Genomic DNA, 19451 nt, shown 5'->3' with positions numbered 1-19451 from the left:
GTCACAACGTGTCGAGTGTCGTGACAGACCCTGTTCTACCTGGTCCTGGTGTGCGTGACCCACCCGGTCACGAGAACCGGTCCGACCCGGGCACGACCGGAGAGTGGATGCTGTCAGCCATCTGAATGTGACGCTGCGCATCTGACCTGGTTCGCGTCGCCTGCGGGCCACACGAATGCCGGAGTAGGCGTCGTGTGTGCCGACCCGAGTCCGCGCTTCGCAGTATCGGGGGTGACCCTCATGTCCCACCACGAGAACCACACGGCAGCGCCCCGGTCTTGGTTCGACCGGCTTCTCGAACGCTTCCACGAATGGCTCTTCGCGGCCGGCGAGGACAGGCGCGCGGCCGCTCGCGGCTGGCAGGTGACGCGGGTGCCGAACAGCAGGCGCCGCGTCTACCGCGATCCCCGCTGGGACACCGTCCACGCGTGCGCGCCCTGCGGAGGCATGGGGTGGTGGCCCTACGAGGACGCCGTTTGCCCGGACTGCGCCGGTGCCGGTGTCGTCCGCTCCATTCCCGCGGCGGCCGTGGCCGCCGAGCAAACCGCCGGACGGACAGGAGGAAGGTCATGAGCCGTTGGCAGGAACCCCAGGCGATCGCCGAGCTGGCCAGGGAGATCACGGTGGTCAGGAGGCCCAATCCGGTCACCGCCCTGTTTCACTGGAGGTACGAGATCGGCGCGCTCCTCGTGCTCCCGTACGCGTTGTACTCCCTTTTCCAAGCGGTCGGCCCGATCTGGGGCGCGGTCGTGCTGTTCGGTATCGCGAACTGGCTGTTCTACTGGCGCTCGGCGCGGCGATTCCTCCGCGACCGGCTCCGCTCGATCGTCGTGCAGCACCGGCTGCGGACCGGGTTCGCCCGTGCCCGGGTGTGCACGCTCGACGGCAAACTGCCGGTGATCCTGTGGACCAAACCGCGCGGTGACGAGGTCGAGGTCACCGTGTTCTGCCCGGCAGGGGTCGGCTACGAGCGCATCGAGCAGCGGCGGGCGTTGCTGGCCGCGGCGTGCTTCGCCTCCGATGTCCACGTGTACCGCCACCACAAGCGCGCCAACGTGGTGCACCTTTCGGTCTGCACCGCACGCTTGCGCAAGGACGCCGAAGACACCGCGGAGGACGAGGTCAGGCCCGGTCTGCCGCCCGCGCGACGATATGCCGGGCAGACGGACGGTGGCGCCATTCCCCTTCCGGCGCCCTTCGTCGGAATTCCGCGCGCAGCGCGGCGATGAAGTCTTCACCGCGCGCGTCCGCCAGCGGCCGCATCGGCCCCGAGCGGGTGTGCGCGGTGAAGAACGTGTCCGCGTCGGGGTGGACCATCGGGAACGACAAGGGCTCGTCCCGTTCGAGCACGGCGCCCTCCAGCGCGGGTACGAGCCGTTCCTCCCAGGAGCGGTCACCCGCGGGGACGCGTTCCCGGAGCACGTCGGACAGCACCGTGAACGGCCCGCCCGGTTCGGTGCTGTGCGGCCAGTAGACGACCGAAAGCACACCGCCCGGGCGTAGCGCGCCTGCCCAGGACCGCAGTGCGACGTCGGGTTCGGGCAGTTGCTGGAGACCGAAGACCGAGACGACCGCGGCGGCCGAGGCCGGTTCGAGTTCCGAGGCGTCACCCACGACGACGCGCACGAGTGAATTGCCCGCGGCCCGCCGCCTCGCCCTCGCGGCCATGCCGGCGGACAGATCGATGCCGACGATCTCGCGACCCGGCAGGTGTGCGCTGAGCACGTCGAGCTCCGGGAAGGTCCCGCAGCAGGGCACGAGGACGGGGCCGCCGGGCAGGTCGGTGGGGAGGGCGCGCACCGCCGCGGAGACCCAGGGAGCGAACCGGGGGACGTAGTACTCCTCGTATCCGTCGGCGGCTTCGTCCCAAGCGCGGGCGAGGTTTTCGGTGTTCAGGACGCTGTCTCCAGCGCTTCGGCCTGCTCGGCCACCGGTGCGGTGACCACGCGCGCGGGGATGAGCAGCGACGCCAGCGCGAGCAGCCCGGTCAGCGCCATCGCGCGTTCGACCAGCCCGAGCGGGATCGCCCGCCACCAGGGCTCACCGCCGTTCATCGAGACCACGATCGCCCCGAGGATCACGCCGAACCAGGCCAAGGCCGCCACCGCGAGCACCCGCGTCACCGCGCGCCGAGCGCGGGAGGAGGGGAAGACGGCCTTCGCCGCGAACCACACGGCCAGCGGCAGGCAGACGAACGCCACGACGCTCGCGATCCGGTGCACCGTCCCGCCGGTGCTCGGCCCGATCGCCCAGTTGTTCTTGGGGAACGCCACGATCACCACCAGGCTCACCGTCCAGAGGGCGCAGAAGACCGAGGCCGCGGACAGCGCGGGAAGGTGCTTCCGGCGGATCAGCGCGCCGAAGCCGATCGCCGAGCCGAACGCGACCAGCAGGACGGCGACGTCGAAGATCCACTTGTGCTCGCTGAGCGCGTATTCGCTGATGGTGCGGCGGACCGGGCTGATGTCGCTGGTGGCGGGGAGGACCTGCAGGAGCAGGATCAGCAGCGCTCCGCCGGCGACCGAAGCCACGGCGGCCAGCAGGGCCAGCGGTGACCTGGCGGTGACCTGGGGCGTCGTCATGGGTGAACGGTAACCACCCAACCTGAAGGTTTTCTTAGGCTTTCCTGTCGGGATCGACAGGAATCCGGGTGATCGTTCCGGCACGGTCGGTGAGAACGTTGGGCCGAAAGGGGTGCAGGCGACTTGTGGCGGGTCCCCCTGACGGTGTCCCGGGTCTAGGGTCTCGCTACCGGTGACCTCACCCGGTCACCGGACTGTCCAAGGAGGTCAGTCTGTGGGGTATTCACCAAACCGGCGAAGAGCGGGATGGACGGCGGCGACCCTGGTGCTCGCCGGCACCTTCGTGGCACTTCCGTCGGCCACGACGGCGGTGGCCGCGGACAACGTGGTCCGGGCCAATCAGGCAGTGCCGCGTTCCTGTTTCGCCGCGCTGCAGAAGCCGGGCACCGCAGGTACCGACCGGCGTGAGTTCACGTCCACAGTGGACGGCTTGCTGCAGGCGCGGATCGCGCCTCGTGGCGGCGCCGAAGGCGACTGGGACCTCGCGGTCTTCGACAAGGCCACCGGTGCCGTGGTCGCCGCGTCCGCCGCGTTGCGCAGCCACGAACTCGCCGAAGGCTTCGTGAAGAAGGACCAGAAGCTGGTCGTGCAGACCTGCCGGTACGACGGGAAGTCGCGCGACGCGCTGCTGGGGGTCGACTTCCTCGCCCTCACACCGCAGGGAACGCCGACCAGTGCCGCGCACGCGCCGCAGCGCGCCGAACTGGTCCGCGTCGAAACCCCGGCCAAGCAGGACAAGGACAAGCTGCTCCGGCTCGGCCTCGACGTCACCGAGAAGGCCGACGCCACCGGCGTCGAGGTCGTCCTCGCCAACGACGCCGACCGCAAGACGCTGGCGGACAACGGCTTCAAGTCGAAGGTGGTCGAGGCCGACCTTTCGGCGAAGTCGATCCAGAACGCCAAGACCGATCGTGAATACGCCGCGAAGGCGCCGGGCTCCACGCTGCCGTCCGGGCGGACGAGCTACCGGCACCTCTACGACTACCAGTTCGAGGTCAAGGAACTGGCCCGCAAGAACCCCAAGCTCGTCACGGCGTTCACGCTGCCGCAGCCGACCTGGGAAGGCCGTGACGTCATCGGCCTCGAGGTCGCGAGCGACGTCAAGAACATCGCGGACGGCAAACCCGTCAACTTCACCATGGGCGTGCACCACGCCCGGGAGTGGCCGGCGGGCGAGCACGCCATGGAATGGGCGTACGAGCTGATCAAGGGCTACAGCGGCGGCAACGCCGAGATCCGGGGCCTGGTCGGCCGGACGCGCAACATCATCGTGCCGATCGTCAACCCCGACGGCTTCGAGATCTCCCGTGAGGCCGAGCCCAGGGGCGACTTCTCGCGCTTCGACTACGAGATGAAGCGCAAGAACTGCAACGTCAACGACTCGCCCAAGGAATTCGCGACCGGCGTCTGCAAGGCCAACCCGGGCGGCCGTGAACGCGGCACCGACCCGAACCGCAACTACGCGGGTTTCTGGGGCGGCGCCGGCGCGTCGACCCTGTGGCGCAGTGACACCTTCCGCGGTTCCGGCCCGTTCTCCGAGCCCGAGACGCAGAACATCCGCTCGATCGTGTCCAACCGCCAGGTGACCAACCTGATCACGCTGCACACGTACTCCAACCTGGTGCTGCGGGTCCCGGGTGTCGCCGCCGTCCGCCCGCCGCTCGACGAGCCGGCGTACAAGGCGCTCGGCGACAAGATGGCCTCGCGCAACGGGTACACCAGCCAGCCGTCGTGGGCGCTCTACGACACGACCGGCTCGACCGAGGACTGGTCGTACTGGGCCACCGGTGGCTGGGGCTTCACCTTCGAGGTCGGCCCGAACGAGTTCCACCCGCCGTTCGCCGACGGTGTCGTCGCCGAGTACACCGGTGTCGCCCCCGCCGCGGGCGCGGGCAAGGGCGGCAACCGTGCCGCGTTCATCGACATGCTGGCCAACACCGCCGACCCGGCGGCGCACTCGACGCTGATCGGTACGGCGCCGAAGGGCTACCAGCTGAAGCTGCACAAGACCTTCCAGACGCCGACCTCGCCGGTGGTGCAGCCGGACGGCTCGACGAAGCCGCCGATCTACGTCACCGACGACCTGAACTCGTCGCTGTCCTCCACCGGCGGCCGGTTCGCGTGGTCGATCAACCCGTCGACCCGGCCCTACGTCGCGGGCCGCTACGGCCGCGAGCCGCAGGGTCCGGCGCAGCCCGCTATCCAGGCCGTCAACCCGGCCGGGGTCCCGGCGATCAACCAGAACTACCCGACGGACCCGGCTTCGGAGAGCTTCACGTTCCACGTCGACGGGCTCCCCAAGGTCGACAACGGGAAGTTCAGCGTCGACGTCAAGTGGGCCAGCCAGGATACGGACTGGGACCTGTACGTCTTCGACGCCGCGGGCAACATGGTGTCGTCGTCGGCGAACGGTTCGACCACGGAAGAGCACGCGATCCTGTACGACCCGCCCGCCGGGGACTACACGGCCGTGCTGGTCAACTACTCGCAGGCGAATCCGTCCACTGTGGACGACTGGACCGGCGGTGTGTCGTTCCAGTCGCCGATCCCGCCGACCTACGGCCCCAAGGAGGCGTACCAGCTGACCTGTACGTCGCCGAAGGGCAAGCTCGTCGGGCTGGCGGACGTCTACATCGACCGCGGCCAGACGGTCGACGTCGGTGAGGTCTGCACCCGTTCCGCGCGAGCCAAGAAGGAGCGCTCGGTCCGGTAGTTCTCTCTTTTGCGCGTGAAGGCCCCCTTCCCTCGGCTCAGCCGAGGGAAGGGGGCCTTCACGCGCTTCGCCCCGAATGCATTCAGAGGACGAAATGCGGGCTTGCCGCTCCCTAAGCGGTGCCGACCACCCGGTCTCGCACCCGCATCGTCGCGGAGTCCACAGTGGACGGCCTCCGGGTGTTGCGAAAGCCACTTTCGCAACCTTCAATGTTGCGAAAGTGGCTTTCGCAACACCCGGCAGGGCCGGAGTCCTCGCGGTGGCTCAGACGGTGCCGACCACCCGGTCCCGCACCACCCGCATAGTCGCCGAGTCCACAGTAGACGGCTCCGCCGCCAGCCAGCCGCCGATCTCGTGCAGGAACTGTTCCGGCGTCATGGGCGGCGCGGGGGAGGGATCCTCGAGATCCGTGGTGATCTCACCGGTCCGGCTCGGGTACACGATCATCGCCCCGCGCAGCGCGACCCCCGGCAGGATCCGCCGGTATTCGGCGAGACTTTCGGTCAGCCTGCTCCCGCCGCCGCGGAAGGCGCGGCCGTTGCGCAGCAGGCGGTCGTCGTCATCGGTTTCGTAGTGCCCCGGCAGCCACAGCTTCGATTCGATGAGCACGAGCCGCTTGCCGCACAGCACGGCGTGATCGACGTCGGCGAACACCGAATCCGGCCACGAGAGGCCGTGGAAGATCCGGGCGCCGGGCAGCCGGGTCAGGTAGCGCTCGAGCAGGTCGGCGGTGAGCCGTTCGGCGAGTTCGTCGGTCTCGACGCCGGGGGTGCCGAACACGCGTTTCCCGCCGAATTCGGCGTTGAACCGGTTCTTGGCGCGCGAAGCCGCCAGGTAGCCGCGGGCGAGCCGTTGCACGAGCAGCGCGGTCCCGGCGGTCAGGATCAGCCAGACGATCAGCGTGGGGGCCGAGAAGCCGACGCCGGTCAGCACCGGCAGCAGCACCAGCACCATCCCGCCGACCGCCGCCACCACCGGGGTGTGCCCGGGGCCGCGCCGCCGTCCGTGCCGCACGCGCGCGTCCTGTGCGGCGAATTCCCACCATTCGAGGTCGTCCGGATCGATCACGACCGGTTCGGGCTCGTAGCCCGGTTCTTCGCCGAAGCGACGCCGCGGGCGCGGCCGGATCGGGGCCCGTACCGAGCGGCCGCCCGCGTCGTAGCCGGCGCGTCGCATCGGATCGCTGAGCGTGTCGTAGGCCTCGCGGACCAGCTGGAAGGTGAGCGCGGACCCGCCGGTGTCCGGGTGATGCGACTTCGCCAGCCGCCGGTACGCGGTCTTGATCTCGTTGACCGAGGCGGCCTTGCCCACGCCGAGCACCTCGTAGTAGTCGACATCGGGCACGGGCGGTTCACCTCCAAAGGGCCGGGCCGCAACACTATTCGGCCGCCGCCGCTCGCCCGCAACCACCTCCGCGGCGCGTCGGGGTGACTCCGCGGGCATACTGTTTCGCTTGTGGCGGAACGAGGTCCGCCTCCGCCGCGTCCTGGATATCGTGGAGATCGACAGCACGCGAGGAAGGACAGCGGTGGGAGAACCGGTCACGGGCACGGCGGCGGGGGTACCGTTCACCGTCTTGCCACCATCGGCCGAGGTCAGCGGCCCCGCGCCGGTGGTCGTCGCCTGGCACATGATCGACGCGCCCCGCACCGACGCCGCGTTCGCGGCCGCGCTGCCGCTGACCGGGGTGCCCGCGTGGCGGGTGTATCTCGGAATGCCGTTGTGCGGCGCGAGAATGGTCGACGGCAGCATGGACGCGGTGGTCGAACGGGCCGTCCGGGACGCGGTGCTCGCCTACGCCGAGCCGTTCGTCCGGCAGGCGGCGCTGGAATTCCCCGCCGCACTCGCTGAACTGCGGGAACGCTTCGGTTTCGACACCGCGCGGATGGCCGTCGTCGGCGGTTCCCTCGGTGGTGCCGTGGCGCTCACGATCCTGGCCACCAGGGAGATCCCGGTGCGCGCCGCCGCGCTGGTCAACCCCGCGGTCCGGGCGCGGTCGCTGGTCGGCGCGGTGGAAACCATGCTGGAACAGCCGTATCCGTGGACGGACGAAGCGAACCAGGCGGCGGATCAGCTCGACTTCGTCGCACGATCGGGTGAAATTTCGGCCAGGGAAACGCAGGTTCCGCTGCTGGTCGTCAGTGGAGAAGAGGATTTCCCCACGTTTCGCGCGGACGCAGACGAACTCGTCGACGCGTTGCGTGCCCGGTACTCCGTGCCCGACGACATCCGGTTGCGTCGCCTCCCCGGTCTCGCCCATCCGCTCGCCGAAGACCCGGGCATCGATCCCGCGCCGCAGCTGCCGATCGCGAAGCTGGTCGACGAAGCGGTTACCGAGTGGCTGGAGCGTCATCTGCTCTGACGCGCGTCAGCATCCCGGCGGCGGGACCGATCGGGGCGGCCCGAATTCCAGGCGCAGCTTGTCGGTCCTGGGGATCACGAACGCGACACCGGTCGAAGCCCGCCAGTTCGCCGGGAGGAAGACGTACTGGCCACTGGACTGGAGCAGCAGCTTCAGCCCGGTGTACCGGTACTTGTAGGCCGATTCGGGGTTCGCGCACTTCACCTGCGCGACGCCGTTCGCGGTGAGGTTGAGGCTTTCGGCGCTGTACAACGTCGCGGCCGGTCTTGCCGAGATCACCCCGGAGGCCTCGAAGGCACGGCTCGTGCCGACGGCTCCCGAGTAGTCGCCGACCGCCCAGAAGAGACCGACGCTCACCAGGACGTAGCCGGTCACCAGTTCCGCGGCGCTCGAACGGGTGCTTCCCGTCCTGTGCGAGGTCCAGCGGCGCCAGGAGAAGAGCACCATCAGTACCCCGATCGCGAAGCCGACCCCCGGAATGCCGGGCCGATCGCGGAAGGGTTCCGGATCGAGGGCGATCGCGGTCGTCGCGGCCAGCAGCGCGAGGCCGAGGACACCGGCGACGGGGGAGCAGATCCGCAGCAGCCGGGACCAGGAAGCCTCGCCGAGGTGGATCTCCAGGAACCTGGTCAGGACGAGGAAGAGCAGCGCGGCGCCCGCGACGGCGGTCAAGGGCAGGAGCACGCCGTCGACGCCGCGCCCGAAGATCTCGTCCGGCGTCTGGCCGAGCAGGGTGTAGTGCACGCGGAAGTAGCCGAAGTACGTCTGCGTGTTGACGAGCCCGAAGTAGTAGAGCAGCGCGGTGAGCAGGGTCGTGTTGGCCAGCACCGTGCCGACCAGCTTGAGTGCGTGCGACGGGCCCGCTGCGGGTTCGGGCTCCGGAGGCGTGGGAGCGCGGAGGCCCCTTCGTAGCGGCCGCCGGGTGCTCATCCGCTCGTGGTTCCGCTCGGCGGCTCGCTTTCCGACTTCGATGGAGCCGGGCTTTCGGTCGCGCACGCCCTGGCCTGGATCGTGATCGTCTTGCCGGGGTTCACCGGATTCGGGCGGATGCTGCGGATGCAGTTCCCTTCGCCCGCGATCACGACCGAAACGCCGCACCGCCGGGAACTCTCGCAGAGCCGCTCGAGGTTCTGCTCGATCGCGCTCTTGGCGGTGGCGGGGTCGGTGCCGAGCAGGTCGCTGTTGTACCTGATCGGGCTCCCGGGGACGAGGGGCGGACGGGAGCGATCGGTGTCCGGACCGTCCGTCGGGGCCGGGTCGGAAGACGCCGTCGGGGCCGTCTCCGTCGTCACCTCGGACGGAGCCGTGTCGCGGGGTGCGGACGCCCCGCCGCAGGCCGCCGCGAACCCGAGTGCGGCGATCGCCATCGTCGTGCCGAACAGCCGTTTCATGGACCTCACCGTCCCTGGGGAAGACGTCCTTCTGGATAAGGACGCGGAACGACGGCCCCCTGATACGTCCCGGCTTGCTCCGTTCGGGCGTATTCCCGGGGAATCCGCCCTTTCGGGCAATTCCGGGTGGACCGGAGGACGACAACTTTGCGGACCGGCCTTCCGACACGCCGCAAATTATGTTAAGAAACTTTACTAACTAACAGGGAGGCGCGTTTTGAGTTCATCCCCGCGGCCGGGGCTCGAGCGGAAGATCGGGCCGCTCCAGGCGACCGCCATCAACATGACCCAGATGTGCGGCATCGGCCCGTTCGTCACCATCCCCGCGATGGTGGTGACGCTCGGCGGCCCGCAGGCCATGTTCGGCTGGCTCATCGGCGCGGTGATCGCGCTGGCCGACGGCCTGATCTGGGCCGAACTCGGCGCCGCCCTCCCCGGCGCCGGCGGCACCTACGTCTATCTGCGCGAGGCGTTCGGCTCCCGTACCGGCAGGCTCATGCCGTTCCTGTTCGCCTGGAGCGCGGTGCTGTTCATCCCGCTGATCATGTCCACCGGCATCATCGGGCTCGTCCAGTACCTCGGGTACCTGGTCCCCGGCGTCGCCGACGACGGCGGGACGACGGTGCTCGGCAAGATCATCGGACTCGGCGTCATCGTCCTGATCGTGCTGGCGTTGTTCCGCAAGATCGGCGAGATCGGGAAGCTGACCACCGTCCTGTTCGGGATCATGCTGTTCGCCGCGCTCTCGGTGATCGTCGCGGCCTTCACCCATTTCGACGGCGCGCAAGCGTTCGCCTTCACGCCGGGCGCGTTCTCGTTCGACGGCGGCGCGTTCTGGGCGGGGCTCGGCGCCGGCCTGATCATCGCCATCTACGACTACCTCGGCTACAACACCAGCGCCTATCTCGGCGGCGAGGTGCGCGACCCCGGCCGGACGCTGCCGCGGTCGATCATCCTCTCGATCCTCGGCATCATGAGCCTGTACTTCCTGCTGCAGCTCGGGGTGCTCGGCTCGATCCCGCTGGAGGAACTGAAGAGCGCCACCTCGGTCGCCTCCACCGTGCTGGAGCAGGCGTGGGGCTCCGGCGCGGCCAAGGTCATCACCGTGTTCATCGTGATCGCCGCGATCGGTTCGGTGTTCGCCGGTCTGCTCGGCGGTTCGCGGGTCCCGTTCGAAGCCGCGCGCGACAAGGTGTTCCTGCCGGTGTTCGCCAGGCTGCACCCGAAACTGAACCTGCCGACCGCCGGGGTGCTGACGATGGGCGCCATCGCCGCGATCGGCTCGCTCTTCACGCTCACCGCGGTGATCAACGCGGCGGTGACGGTGCTGGTGCTCATCCAGTCGCTCGCCCAGGTCGCGGCGATCGTCGTGCTGCGGCGGCGACGGCCGGAGCTGGAGCGGCCGTACCGGCAATGGCTCTACCCGATCCCGACGGTCATCGCGCTGCTCGGCTGGGTCTACATCTACTTCTCCGCCACCTGGCTTTCGATCGGGCTTTCGGTGGGGTGGATCGCGCTCGGCGTGGCGGCGTTCCTGGCCTATGCCAAGGCGGAGCGCGTGTGGCCGTTCGGGCCCAAGGGAATTCGGGAATCGTTCGCGGGGGCGGCAGAGGGGAACGTGCGGTGACGGGGGAAGACCTGATCCTGGGGATCGACTTCGGCGGCACGAAGGTCGCGATCGGGCTGGCCGACCGGGCCGGGAGTCTGCTGGTCACCCGGCGGCTGGACACCGACGCGCAAGCGGGTGCCGGACAGGTGGTGAGCCGCGCGCTCGCCGCGGCGCGGAAACTGCTCGCCGACGAAGGCGCCGCCGACCGGCTCGTCGCGGTCGGCGTGGTCAGCCCGGGCATCGTGCTGGAGGACCGCATCCTGCTCGCGCCCAACGTGCCGGGCTGGGAGGAACTGCGGCTGCGCGACCTCGTCGCCGCCGAGTTCGAGGGCGTGCCGATCGAGGTGGGCACCGACGCCAAGGCGGCGGCGCTCGCGGAATGGCGATGGGGGGCGCTGGCGGACACCGATCCGGCGGTGTTCCTCTCGCTGGGGACCGGGATCGCCGCGGCGGTCCTGGTCGGCGGCCGGCTGCTGGCCGGCGCCAACGGCGCTGCGGGAGAGATCGGGTACAACCTCCTCTCGCCGCAGGACACCGACGGGTTCGCCAGTGGAGCGGCGCCACTGGAGGAAGCCGTCGGTGGGCGTGGGCTGGGCGGCCGGGCGAGTGTGCTGCTCGGCCGCCCGGTGACCGCGGGTGAACTGTTCGGCCTCGCCAGGGAGAACGCGCAGGCCAAGGAACTGGTCGGCGCGGCGCTCGACGAACTGTCGATGCACGTCGCGAACCTCGCCATCGCGCTCGATCCGCAGCGCATCGCCGTCGGTGGGGGATTGGTGCGCTCGGCCGACATCCTGCTGCCCGCGCTGCGCGAGCGGCTCGCGCAAGCCGTGCCGTTCCCGCCGGAACTGGTCTCGGCGAAATTCGACCAGGACGCGTCCCTGCTGGGCGCGATCGCGATCGCGCTGGCCGCCTAGCGATCACCGACCGAAGCCGCCGGGCGTCCGCTAGATCCGATCTAGCGAATGCCCGGCGGCTTTCTCGCGCCCAAGGGGTGAAGCGAGAGGAGGTCGGTCATGGACACCAGTCCACTGCGGGTCGCGGTGATCATCGGAAGCACCCGCGAGGGGCGGGTGGGGGACGCCGTCGGCAAGTGGTTCACCGGCCGGGCGGAAAGCCGGGAAGACCTCGTCACCGAAGTACTCGACCTGGTCGACTTCGACCTGCCCGCGGGGCTGCCGGAGCATCCGACGTCGGACATGAAGCGGTTCGCGAGGCTGGTCGACGAGGCCGAGGCGTTCGTCGTCGTCACCCCCGAGTACAACCGCAGTTTCCCCGCGTCGCTCAAGCAGGCGATCGACTGCGCCTACGACGAGTGGCGCGCGAAGCCGGTCGGTTTCGTCTCCTACGGCTATCGCTCGCAAGGGCTCTACGCCGTGGAGCAGCTGCGCACGATCTTCACCGAACTGCACACGGTGACCATGCGCGACACCGTGGCCTTCAACCTCCTCGACGGCACCTTCGCCCGTGACGGCACCCCCTTCGACAGCGACGGGCAGGGACAGGCCGTGACCACCCTGCTCGACGAACTCGCCTGGTGGGGCCTCGCCCTGCGCGAAGCACGCGCCGCCCGCCCCTATGTCTGCTGAATGCTTCTGAAAGGAAACGAAAAATGAGTGAACTGGCCATCGAAGCCTCGGGGCTGGTCAAGGTGTTCGGGGAGAACCGGGCGGTCGACGGGATCGACCTGAAGGTCCCCGCCGGCACCGTGTACGGCGTCCTCGGCCCGAACGGCGCCGGCAAGACCACCGCCGTGAAGATGCTCGCGACCCTGCTCCGCCCCAACGGCGGAGAAGCGCGCATCTTCGGCAAGGACGTCGTCCGCGACGCCGACGCGGTCCGGTCCATGGTGAGCCTGACCGGGCAGTACGCCTCGGTCGACGAAGACCTGACCGGCACCGAGAACCTGGTGCTGATCGGCAGGCTGACCGGGCACCGCAAACCGGCGGCCCGCGCACGGGCGGAGGAGCTGCTGGCGGCGTTCGGCCTGACCGAGGCCGCGGGCAGGCAGGTGAAGAACTACTCCGGCGGCATGCGGCGGCGGATCGACATCGCCGCGAGCATCCTCAACACGCCGGACGTGCTCTTCCTCGACGAGCCGACGACCGGGCTCGATCCCCGCAGCCGCAACCAGGTCTGGGACATCGTGCGCGCGATCGTGCGGCACGGGACCACCGTCCTGCTGACCACGCAGTACCTCGACGAGGCCGACCAGCTGGCTTCGCGGATCGCGGTCATCGACCACGGCAAGGTGATCGCCGAAGGCACCAAAGGACAGCTGAAGGCGTCGGTCGGGGCCGGTGCGGTCCACGTCCGGCTGCGCGAGGCCGACCAGCGTGCCGAGGCCGAAGCGCTGCTCGTCCGCAACCTGGAGGCACAGGTGCTGCTGGAGCAGGACCCCCTCGCGCTCACCGCGCGGCTCTCAGGGGAAAGCACCGAACAGGGTGCCGCCGAGCACGCCGCGCGCGCGCTCAGCGAACTCGCGCGCGCCGGGATCGTCGTCGACACCTTCTCCCTCGGCCAGCCGAGCCTCGACGAGGTCTTCCTGGCCCTGACCGACCGCACCGCCACGCCTGAGGAGAGTGCAGCTTGAGCACCACGGCAGTCAAAGACAACGAACCCGTTCTCGCGGCACCGAAGGCGGAGGACCTCGCCGCCGTCTTGATCGCGAAGAACCGCCCTCCGCGCCCCAGTGCGCTTTCGACGTCGGTCACCTTCGGGTGGCGCGCGATGCTGAAGATCAAGCACGTGCCCGAGCAACTGTTCGACGTCACGGCGTTCCCGATCATGATGACGCTGATGTTCACCTACCTGTTCGGCGGCGCGCTGTCCGGCTCGCCGACGCAGTACCTGCAGTTCGTGCTGCCGGGCATCATGGCGAGCAGCATCCTGATGATCACCATGTACACCGGGATTTCGGTCAACACCGACATCGAGAAGGGTGTCTTCGACCGGTTCCGCACGCTGCCGATCTGGCGGCCGTCGGCGATGGTCGGCTACCTGCTCGGCGACTTGCTGCGGTACCTCATCGCGTCGCTGGTGATCCTCGGCGTCGGGCTGATCATGGGCTTCCGCCCCGGCGGCGGATTCGGCGGCGTGGCCGCCGCGATCCTCCTGCTGCTGGCGTTCTCGTTCGCGTTCTCGTGGATCTGGACGATGTTCGGCCTGCTGCTGCGCAGCGAGAAGTCGGTGATGGGGGTCAGCATGATGGTGCTGTTCCCGCTGACCTTCCTCAGCAACATCTACGTCAACCCGGAGACGATGCCGGGCTGGCTGCAGGCCTTCGTCGACGTCAACCCGGTGACCCACGTGGTCGCGGCGGTCCGCTCGATGATGGACGGCAACTGGGACGGCGGCGAGATCACCTGGGTGCTGATCGCCGGCGCGGTCATCCTCGCGGTCTTCGGCACCTTGACGATGCGGCTCTACAACCGCAAGTGAGCCCTGACCTCGTGAGTGGCCAGGACGGTTCTAACCGTCCTGGCCACTCACGAGCCCCTGGTCGCTCACAGCCGCCAGGGGACTTTGTCTTCGGGCGCGTAACGGCACGACGAACCGGTGGTGACGGCCGCGCGCAGGTGCGCGGCCAGCGCCGGATGCTGCTCGTCGAGTTTGCGCAGGGTGTCCCGGATCCGCGCGGTCACCGTCTTGCGGGCGCGTTCCGCCTCGTCGCCGAGGCGCCGGGTGCGGCCGCCGAGCCCGGCCGCGGACCGCAGTTCGGCGAGCAGCGCGTCCCGTTCATGGTCCAGCGCCGCGGCGCGCGCGTCCTGGCCCATTTCGGTCGCGGTGTCGATCAGTTCGTCCAGCTCGTCGAGCCGCGCGCGGTAGCGGGCCTTCGCCTCGTCGTCGAGGACGGCGTCTCCGCCGAGGCTCTTCGCGGCGACGACCACCTCGCCGCCTTCGGGATCGAGCAGCCGGACGGCCGCGACCTCCGAACCCGGCCTGCCGAGCAGGAAATGCAAGTCCCGCAAGCCTTTCGAGTCCGGAAGGTGGGCGGTGACGCCATCGAAGTGCAAGGTCCATACGGCATCGTCGCGGCGGAACTCGGCCCTCGGCGCGGCCGGAGCCCGCGTTTCCTCCCGTGCTCTCGTCGCCCTGGCCACGACCGGCCGCATGCCGAGCGCGGTGGCTTCTTCGGCCACTTCGGACAGGAGAGCCGCCGCGGTCGCCGTGTCACCTTCGAGGTTCCGGCCGAGCAGCGCCTTCGCCAGCCAGGACTTGGCTTCGGTCGCCCAGACCGTGGCCCGGAGCCGATCCGCGGAAAGCACGGCACCGCGCAGCCGGTCCACCGCGTCGTTCCAGCGTTCCTGCGCCAGGTCGAGCCTGCCGAGCCAAAGGTCGACCGGGCCGGAGATTTCGCAGCCGTACAGGGAAACCAGCCACTCCCCGCTGTAGGGCGCGAGCAGCGCGCGGGCCGCTTCACAACGTTCGGGATCGCGTGAGACCGCCGCCGTCTGCGCCTGGCAGCGCAACCACAGGGCTTCCAGGTCGCGGGGATACGGCTTCGTGTCGGCTGCGAGATCGGTGAGCCGGACGGCCTCCCCGGCGTCCTCGCGCTGGGCCGCGGAGATCGCCTCCAGCATCCGGCCGTAGGAGTATCCGCTGCGCGAGATCTCGCGGTGCAGCCCGGCGAGCTCGTCGAACCGCCCCTCCAGGCACCACCGGATCCACCGCTGCAGCTGGTGCAGGTCGGCGAAATGGGGATGCTCGTCTCCCGAGTGGCACGAGATCACCTGCTCGATATACGCCTCGGCTTCGGCGAACCGGCCCTGAAGCGTGGCGATGATGCTCTGGTCGATCCGGGAGGCCAGCTGCGAACTCGGGGCCTTGCCGGTGCTCGCCAGGGCGAGAAACTCCTGATACTGCTCGAAATACCGGGGATCGCCCTGTTCCAGCTGCGCCACCCACTTGAAGGAAGCCGCGTAGTGCTCCAATTCCGGGTTCGCCGTGCGGCGGCCGACGGCGACCAGTTCGTCGGTGAGCCGTTCCCGTTCCGCGGCGCTGCCCGGCCCCCAGATCGCGTCGTGCCGGGCCCACAGACCGAACAACAGCGCGGAATCGTCGTGGTCGTCGCGGGCGGTCATCATGATGCGCGCGGAGAGTTCCTGCGTCATCTCCTCGACGGTGAGCTCCTGTCCGGGCTCGCGGCCGCAAAGCCGCGCGTGCGCTTCGGTGAGCACCTTGACCGTCTCGTCGATCCGTTGGCTTCGGTGATCGGCGCGGACCAGGGTCAGCGCCAGCCGCGCGAGGAGATCGTCGTCGTCGAGTTCGTGGATGAGCGTGGAGACCTCGTCCAGGACCTGTCTGCCCTCGTCCGTCCCGTGGTGGCGGGTCAGATGCGCGCCCAGTTCGAGGGCGATGACGGCCTGCCGCCGCCGGTCCTCGGCGATCTCGATCGCCCGCCGGTAGTGCGTGGTCGTCTCTTCGACCGCCATGCGGCCGGTGGCGTCGACCGCGGCGGCCAGCAACAGGTCGATGGCCTCGTCCGGATCGACTTCCCGGCCGGCGAGCAGCGCGTGGCGGGCCAGGTCCGCGGGGAAGAGACTGTCCCGTGACGCGGGTGTCTCGCGGACCGCCGCGACGACAGCGGAATGCTGCTTCCGACGGTCTGATTCGGACAGGCTCGCGTACAACGTTTCGCGGACGAGGTCGTGGGCGAAGGCGAAGCGCCCTTGGCCTCGCACCACCACCAGTCGTGCCGCGACAGCCTGGTCGAGCAGCCGGTCCACCTGGGGCACGGGTGCCGACGCCACGCCCGCGAGCAGCCTGCGGTGGAACTCCCTGCCGAGTACCGACGCGGTGGTCAGCAGATCGAGGACCGGCTGGGGGAGCAGGGAAAGCCGTCGCTGCAGGGCGTCGGCCACGCCGGGCGCGATGGTCTCGGCGGAACCGCCGCTGTGCCAGAGCCGCGCCGTCTGCTCGACGAAGAACGGGTTGCCGCCGGTGCGGCGGTGAACTTCGGCGACCAGTTCGTCGTCGGGCGCCTCGCCCGCAGTCCTGGTCATGAGCGCGCCGACCTCGTCCGGTTCGAGGCCGGTGAGAGTGACCGAAGTGGCCTTCGCGAGCAGCGGCATCATGAGCGAGCGAAGCGGGTGATCGGTCGCCTCGACCTCGACGTCCCGGTACGTTCCGATCAGCAGCAGCCGCTCGAACCAGGTGTGCTGCGCGGCGAACTCGAGCAACCGCAGCGACGCGGCGTCGGCCCAGTGCAGATCGTCGAGCACCACCACGATCGGCTGGTCCTGGGAGGCGGCCACCAGCACGCTGGTCACCGCGTCGTACAGGCGGAACCCGTCGGCCGCGCCGTCGCCGCGCGCCTCACCGAGCAGGACGTCCAATTCGCTGTCGGCCATCGCGGCCCAGCGGCCCTGCCCGACCGCCCGCCGCAACCCGCGGACCACCTGTGTCCACGGCCAATAGCCCGGTGCGCTCGCCGAGTCCCAGCAGGACCCGTTGAGCACCAGCGCGCCGAGGCGCTTCGCCTCTTCGGCGGCGCCCGTGACGAGCGTGGTCTTGCCTATCCCGGCCTCGCCGGTGACCAGCACCAGCCCGCCGTGGCTTTCGGCGGCACGGGAAATCTCCGCGCGGAGCACCCCCGCGGGATGGTCGCGTCCGATGAGCGCGGCTGACATGCCCGAATCCTCCCAGTAAGGTCCGACAATCTCACGACGCGCGTCCGATGTCAGGCGTTACCCGCGGTTCGTCGTGACCGACGGTGACCGACGTCTCCCGGTCGCCGGGAACCTCTCGCGAGGGAAAACCGACTTTCTGGACGTGACTAATCGAGTGGGACGGCGGGTGAACAGCCGTCGAAGTTCCTGTCCCGCCGGCCGAAGGCGGCCTGTTGTGCCAGGTCAGGTGGTCAGCGGCTGGAGTAGGGTACGGGGTATGGGGAGCATTCGCTCGCGCGTGTTGGCTTGGATCGGCCGCCGCTACCTCGCGCGTCAGCAGAAGAACGGGTTCGACCTGTCCAAGATGTCCATCATCCCGGACAACGCGCTGCTGCCGCTCAAGCGCGACGGTCTCGACCCGGTGGCCGAGCTGGGCCGGATCCGCGCGACGGAGCCGGTCAGCAAGCTCGACCTGCCGTTCGGGATGAACGGCTGGCTGGTCACCGGCTACGACGAGGCCAAGGCCGTGCTCGGCAAGGTGAGCGAGTTCAGCAACGACTTCACGAACCTGGTCGGGAACGCGGGCGTGACCGAGGACCAGAACCCCGGCGGGCTCGGATTCGCCGATCCGCCGGTGCACACCCGGTTGAGGCGCCTGCTGACGCCGGAGTTCACCATGCGGCGGCTGTCGCGCCTGGCGCCGCGGATCGACGAGATCGTCGCCGACCAGCTCGACGCGATGGTGAAGGCCGACGGTCCCGTCGACCTTTGGGAGGCCTTCGCGCTGCCGATCCCGTCGCTGACGATCTGCGAACTGCTGGGCGTCCCGTACGAGGACCGCGACGATTTCCAGCGGCTCAGCACCGCCCGGTTCGATCTCTTCGGCGGCGCGGGCGCGTCACTCGGCGCGATGACCGAGTCACTGTCCTATCTGGACGAGATCGTCAAGAAGCAGCGCGAGAACCCGGGTGACGGCCTGCTCGGCATGCTCATCAAGGAGCACGGCGACGAGATCGACGACCGCGAACTCGCGGGCCTCGCCGACGGTGTGCTCACCGGCGGGCTGGAGACCACGGCGAGCATGCTCGCGCTCGGCGCGCTCGTGCTGCTCAAGGACCGCTCGCTGTTCGAGACCGTCCGCGGCGACGATGAGGCAGTCCACAAGTTCGTCGAGGAACTGCTGCGCTACCTGACCGTCGTGCAGATGGCCTTCCCGCGCTTCGCCAAGGAGGATATGGAGGTCGCCGGCGTCCGGATCGCGAAGGGCGACATCGTGCTGGTCTCGCTCAACGTCGCGAACCGTGACGGCGTCCTCGGCGAGGACATGGAGAAGTTCGACGCGACCCGCGAGCCGACGTCGCATCTCGCCTTCGGCTGGGGTATCCACCGGTGCATCGGTGCCGAACTGGCCAGGATGGAACTGCGCACCGCGTATCCCGCGCTGGTACGCCGGTTCCCGGAGATGCGGCTGGCGATCGACCCGGACGCGGTGAGCTTCCGCAAGGTCTCGATCGTCTACGGCGTCGACGCGTTGCCCGTGCTGCTGGACTGATCCTCAGGCGACTCCTCTCGGGCGGAACTGGATGCTGATCCTCGGCCCGACCGGTTTGGCGGTTTTGGGGACGGCGTGTTCCCAGGTCCGCTGGCAGCTGCCGCCCATGACGATCAGGTCGCCGTGGCCGAGGGCGTGCCGGACGGTCTCGCCCCCGCCACGCGGCCTCAGGGCCAGCTGGCGGGCGGCGCCGACCGAGACGATCGCCACCATGGTGTCCTCGGTGCGGGAACGGCCGGTGTCGTCGCCGTGCCAGGCGACGCTGTCGCGCCCGTCCCGGTAGAAGCACAGGCCGGAGGTCACGAACGGTTCGCCGAGCTCGTCCGCGTAGTACGCCGAGAGCGTCTCCCTCGCCTCCGTGAGGATCGGGTGGGGGAGCGGCATGCCCTCGCGGTAATAGCTCAGCAGCCGGGGGACGGCGACGACGCGGTCGTACATCTGCCGCCTTTCGGCGTGCCATGGCACGTCTTCGGCGAGCCGGGTGAACAGCTCGTCCGCGCCGGAGAGCCAGCCCGGGAGCACGTCTATCCAGGCGCCACGGGTCAGCTCGGTGCGCCGGAGCCCGTCGAGCGAGCCCAGCCCGAGCGCGGCGCACTCGTCGAACAGCGAGGCTTGAAGCGCGGGGGTCATGGCA

17 protein-coding genes are annotated in these 19451 nt (G+C 69.5%); 10 read left to right on the top strand and 7 right to left on the bottom strand.

Annotated features, from left to right (window positions below):
* The first annotated feature begins 240 nt into the window (after positions 1-240).
* Both DMH01_RS08140 and DMH01_RS08135 read left to right on the top strand, forming a co-directional pair.
* On the top strand, positions 241-573 hold the full coding sequence (locus tag DMH01_RS08140) for a hypothetical protein (RefSeq protein WP_125674770.1): 333 nt from the start codon (positions 241-243) through the stop codon (positions 571-573).
* The gene (locus tag DMH01_RS08135) at positions 570-1229 is read left to right on the top strand and encodes a hypothetical protein (protein ID WP_125674768.1); all 660 of its coding nucleotides are present in this window, start codon (positions 570-572) and stop codon (positions 1227-1229) included. Before DMH01_RS08140 ends, DMH01_RS08135 begins: the two co-directional genes overlap by 4 nt.
* On the opposite strand, the gene DMH01_RS08130 is transcribed toward DMH01_RS08135, so the two are convergent.
* The gene (locus DMH01_RS08130; protein ID WP_199745405.1) at positions 1123-1800 is read right to left on the bottom strand and encodes a trans-aconitate 2-methyltransferase; all 678 of its coding nucleotides are present in this window, start codon (positions 1798-1800) and stop codon (positions 1123-1125) included. The two genes, DMH01_RS08135 and DMH01_RS08130, sit on opposite strands and share 107 nt — an antisense overlap.
* 92 nt (positions 1801-1892) lie before the next feature.
* The gene (locus tag DMH01_RS08125; RefSeq protein WP_125674766.1) at positions 1893-2582 is read right to left on the bottom strand and encodes a DUF998 domain-containing protein; all 690 of its coding nucleotides are present in this window, start codon (positions 2580-2582) and stop codon (positions 1893-1895) included.
* A gap of 214 nt (positions 2583-2796) precedes the next feature.
* On the opposite strand from DMH01_RS08125, the gene DMH01_RS08120 reads away from it, so the two are divergent.
* Positions 2797-5295 (top strand): M14 family zinc carboxypeptidase, encoded by a 2499-nt coding sequence (locus tag DMH01_RS08120; protein WP_233621447.1) that lies wholly within the window; start codon positions 2797-2799, stop codon positions 5293-5295.
* A gap of 264 nt (positions 5296-5559) precedes the next feature.
* Here DMH01_RS08120 and DMH01_RS08115 read toward each other — a convergent pair whose 3' ends face one another.
* Positions 5560-6639 carry a DnaJ domain-containing protein gene (locus DMH01_RS08115; RefSeq protein WP_125674765.1) on the bottom strand — a complete coding sequence of 360 codons (1080 nt, stop codon included), beginning with the start codon at positions 6637-6639 and terminating at the stop codon, positions 5560-5562.
* A 184-nt stretch (positions 6640-6823) separates the two neighbouring features.
* Between DMH01_RS08115 and DMH01_RS08110 the strand changes: the two genes are divergently transcribed.
* Entirely contained in the window at positions 6824-7657 is an 834-nt protein-coding gene (locus DMH01_RS08110) for a S9 family peptidase (protein ID WP_233621446.1), read from the top strand.
* A 6-nt stretch (positions 7658-7663) separates the two neighbouring features.
* Here DMH01_RS08110 and DMH01_RS08105 read toward each other — a convergent pair whose 3' ends face one another.
* Together DMH01_RS08105 and DMH01_RS08100 are read right to left on the bottom strand one after the other, a co-directional pair.
* Positions 7664-8587, bottom strand: coding sequence for a hypothetical protein (locus DMH01_RS08105; protein WP_125674761.1), 924 nt, complete (start codon positions 8585-8587; stop codon positions 7664-7666).
* The gene (locus DMH01_RS08100) at positions 8584-9048 is read right to left on the bottom strand and encodes a hypothetical protein (RefSeq protein ID WP_125674759.1); all 465 of its coding nucleotides are present in this window, start codon (positions 9046-9048) and stop codon (positions 8584-8586) included. The genes DMH01_RS08105 and DMH01_RS08100 overlap by 4 nt, the downstream gene beginning before the upstream one ends.
* A gap of 217 nt (positions 9049-9265) precedes the next feature.
* Here DMH01_RS08100 and DMH01_RS08095 point away from each other — a divergent pair, with 217 nt between their 5' ends.
* The 5 genes from DMH01_RS08095 to DMH01_RS08075 all read left to right on the top strand — a co-directional run bounded on the left by DMH01_RS08095 (position 9266) and on the right by DMH01_RS08075 (position 14095).
* Complete coding sequence (locus DMH01_RS08095) at positions 9266-10675, top strand: APC family permease (protein WP_125674757.1); 1410 nt, start codon at positions 9266-9268, stop codon at positions 10673-10675.
* Positions 10672-11571, top strand: a complete 900-nt coding sequence (locus DMH01_RS08090; RefSeq protein ID WP_125674755.1) for an ROK family protein — start codon at positions 10672-10674, stop codon at positions 11569-11571. Before DMH01_RS08095 ends, DMH01_RS08090 begins: the two co-directional genes overlap by 4 nt.
* Positions 11572-11670: 99 nt before the next feature.
* A complete protein-coding gene (locus DMH01_RS08085) occupies positions 11671-12243 on the top strand; it encodes an NADPH-dependent FMN reductase (protein WP_125674753.1) in 573 nt (190 codons plus the stop codon).
* Between the two features lie 23 nt (positions 12244-12266).
* A complete protein-coding gene (locus DMH01_RS08080; RefSeq protein WP_125674751.1) occupies positions 12267-13247 on the top strand; it encodes an ATP-binding cassette domain-containing protein in 981 nt (326 codons plus the stop codon).
* The gene (locus DMH01_RS08075) at positions 13244-14095 is read left to right on the top strand and encodes an ABC transporter permease (protein WP_125674749.1); all 852 of its coding nucleotides are present in this window, start codon (positions 13244-13246) and stop codon (positions 14093-14095) included. Before DMH01_RS08080 ends, DMH01_RS08075 begins: the two co-directional genes overlap by 4 nt.
* A 65-nt stretch (positions 14096-14160) precedes the next feature.
* Here the strand turns inward: DMH01_RS08075 and DMH01_RS08070 are convergent, their stop codons facing one another.
* Positions 14161-17286, bottom strand: coding sequence for an AAA family ATPase (locus DMH01_RS08070; RefSeq protein WP_125674747.1), 3126 nt, complete (start codon positions 17284-17286; stop codon positions 14161-14163).
* Between the two features lie 256 nt (positions 17287-17542).
* On the opposite strand from DMH01_RS08070, the gene DMH01_RS08065 reads away from it, so the two are divergent.
* The gene (locus DMH01_RS08065) at positions 17543-18817 is read left to right on the top strand and encodes a cytochrome P450 (protein ID WP_199745404.1); all 1275 of its coding nucleotides are present in this window, start codon (positions 17543-17545) and stop codon (positions 18815-18817) included.
* A 3-nt stretch (positions 18818-18820) separates the two neighbouring features.
* Here DMH01_RS08065 and DMH01_RS08060 read toward each other — a convergent pair whose 3' ends face one another.
* Entirely contained in the window at positions 18821-19447 is a 627-nt protein-coding gene (locus DMH01_RS08060; RefSeq protein ID WP_125674745.1) for an alpha-ketoglutarate-dependent dioxygenase AlkB, read from the bottom strand.
* Positions 19448-19451: the final 4 nt, after the last annotated feature.

The organism is Amycolatopsis sp. WAC 04182, assembly GCF_003947465.1.
Classification (GTDB): domain Bacteria; phylum Actinomycetota; class Actinomycetes; order Mycobacteriales; family Pseudonocardiaceae; genus Amycolatopsis.
Note: the sequence above shows the minus strand (reverse complement) of the source record. Positions and strands in the feature narration are given on the sequence as shown.

What these genes read in the sequence shown, in the direction of transcription:
- DMH01_RS08140 (WP_125674770.1), top strand. Translation starts at nt 241, where the DNA reads ATGTCCCACCACGAGAACCACACGGCAGCGCCCCGGTCTTGGTTCGAC.
- DMH01_RS08135 (WP_125674768.1), top strand. Translation starts at nt 570, where the DNA reads ATGAGCCGTTGGCAGGAACCCCAGGCGATCGCCGAGCTGGCCAGGGAG.
- DMH01_RS08125 (WP_125674766.1), bottom strand. Translation starts at nt 2,582, where the DNA reads ATGACGACGCCCCAGGTCACCGCCAGGTCACCGCTGGCCCTGCTGGCC.
- DMH01_RS08105 (WP_125674761.1), bottom strand. Translation starts at nt 8,587, where the DNA reads ATGAGCACCCGGCGGCCGCTACGAAGGGGCCTCCGCGCTCCCACGCCT.
- DMH01_RS08100 (WP_125674759.1), bottom strand. Translation starts at nt 9,048, where the DNA reads ATGAAACGGCTGTTCGGCACGACGATGGCGATCGCCGCACTCGGGTTC.
- DMH01_RS08085 (WP_125674753.1), top strand. Translation starts at nt 11,671, where the DNA reads ATGGACACCAGTCCACTGCGGGTCGCGGTGATCATCGGAAGCACCCGC.
- DMH01_RS08080 (WP_125674751.1), top strand. Translation starts at nt 12,267, where the DNA reads ATGAGTGAACTGGCCATCGAAGCCTCGGGGCTGGTCAAGGTGTTCGGG.
- DMH01_RS08070 (WP_125674747.1), bottom strand. Translation starts at nt 17,286, where the DNA reads ATGTCAGCCGCGCTCATCGGACGCGACCATCCCGCGGGGGTGCTCCGC.
- DMH01_RS08065 (WP_199745404.1), top strand. Translation starts at nt 17,543, where the DNA reads ATGGGGAGCATTCGCTCGCGCGTGTTGGCTTGGATCGGCCGCCGCTAC.
- DMH01_RS08060 (WP_125674745.1), bottom strand. Translation starts at nt 19,447, where the DNA reads ATGACCCCCGCGCTTCAAGCCTCGCTGTTCGACGAGTGCGCCGCGCTC.